The sequence below is a fragment of the Acetobacter pasteurianus subsp. pasteurianus LMG 1262 = NBRC 106471 genome, assembly GCF_000285275.1.
In the GTDB taxonomy this organism is placed as follows: Bacteria; Pseudomonadota; Alphaproteobacteria; order Acetobacterales; family Acetobacteraceae; genus Acetobacter; species Acetobacter pasteurianus.
Genome location: NZ_CADO01000113.1, coordinates 1 through 2005, shown reverse-complemented (window position 1 = coordinate 2005; position 2005 = coordinate 1). Strand labels below are relative to the sequence as shown.

General features: G+C 52.0%; 1 pseudogene. It reads left to right on the top strand.

Annotated features, from left to right (window positions below):
- Positions 1–2005 (top strand): annotated as a pseudogene (locus APA10_RS11745) (phage tail protein); the annotation flags it as partial.

Here is a 2005-nt window from a genome sequence, read left to right as displayed (position 1 = left end):
GCAGGATAACCTGAGCATGATACAGGCCCAAACCGCCAGTATCGGCCAGAATGCAGACGAACGTTCTGTCATGCTTGCCCGTATGCAGGCCGAAATTCAGGAGCACCGGAAGTTCGGCACTGTTCTGCCACAGGAAGCACAGGACTATGTTGATCTGAGCACCAAAATTGCTGAGGCTTCTACCGAGTATGAGCACCAGCAACAGGTGATGGATGATTTCACCGGCTCCATCAGCGATATGGCGGATCAGCTTTCTGATGGTGTGGTGCAGGGATTCATGCAGGGCACATCCAGCGGCATGTCTTTCAAAAACATGTTGCAGGGTGTGGATGCTTCGGTTGCCAGTGTGATTGCACGCTTTGCCCTGATCAATCCGCTGATGAATGCCCTAGACGGTAAAACCCGCACAACACTGGCAGATATTGGAAATCTGTTTAGTGAAACCGGCTCAGAAGGCAGCACAGAAAGCAGCAGTTCAGGCGCTGAAGATCCATTAAGTGCTGTAGCGCAATCCGGCTGGGGTGTTTCCCCATGGGAAGCCCTGAACATGAAAAATCAGGCCAGCAGTCCCTCGTCGGGATCTGCGGTAAATGCTGGTAGTGTCAGTGCCGCACCTTCCGCGCTGGATAACCTGTTTTCTGGCAAGGCAGCCGATGGCAGTGGCATTTTTAGCAGCTTTGGCAGTGCTGTTTCCTCCATCGGCTCATACATGGGAATGGCGGGTGCTGCCTTCGGCATTGGCGATATGGCCTATAACCTTCTTTCGCAGCTCTTTGCCAAAAGGAAGAAGGATTATCAGTATGTTTCCGTAGGCAGCGATGGGATGCTGGATATCAGTGGCTATGTATACAAGCATATCCATGGCAATGATAATGTGGCATCTGGCCTGCAGAGTGATCTGGACAACATCAACAATGTGTTTGGATATACCGGGGTTTCTGCCACTAATACGGACACCATCGGCAAGGTTGGTTGGTCTAAAAAGGGCAAGAAATCCCACACCTACAGCCTGACAGATCTGCTGCCTGATCTGGATCTGACCAGTTCAGACACCACCATGCAGCAGGAGCTGAAGCAGCTCATGCCATCCAGTTTCGATAGCGTGGATACGTTCACGCAGGATCTGGAAAGCCTGAAATCTCTGGCGGATGAACTGGACAGCATGAAAGTGTCTGTCTCAAAGTTTGATGATTCCAGCCATGTTACGGTGGATCATTTCACCGGCTACACGGGGGATATGGCCAAGGCACTTTCAACGCTGGATGGTGGCACCTATTCCGTAGATGACCTGCAAAGCAAGTTTGAGGCCATTGAAGAATTTGTGGGCACCACAATGCCGGGGCTTCTGGATGTCACGGCATCCGGTTCCGAAAGCCTGATGCAGCAGGTGGATGACCTGAAGCAGAAATACCAGGACGCCGCCAACACAGCAGCATCTTACGGTCTAGATGCCCAGGCATTGCTTGATAAGGGCAATGCCATTGCTGCGGCCATGATTGCCAATGAGCAGACCACGCTTTCGCAATCTGATCAGTCTGTGCAGGCGCGTTATCTGTCTGCCACGGGTGATCAGGAAGGTGCGGATCTTCTCAATCAGCAGGTGAGTGCTGCACAGGAAATCCAGCAGTTGCAGGAAAACTGGCGGGGCTTCCTGGGTGATAACTATGCGGACAATGTGACCTACCAGCAGCAGCTGGCGGATCTTGAAAAGACACAGGCTGCCGAGCGCCTTCAGATACAAACCGAGTATCAGGAAAAGGCTTTAGAGAAGCAAAAGGAATATCAGGATCAGGCCAGCGAGCAGGTTTCCAGCGTGTTCAGCAATCTTTTGTCCTACGCAAAAGGGCTGGATACGTCTGATGCCTCGCCACTATCTGTTGAGGATCAGTACAAGTCCGCCAATGATAATCTGCATACGGATTATCAGGCGGCCATGGGTGGCAACAGCACAGCTCTGGCATCCCTACAGACCGATATGCAGACATATCTGTCCCTGTCCCAGAAA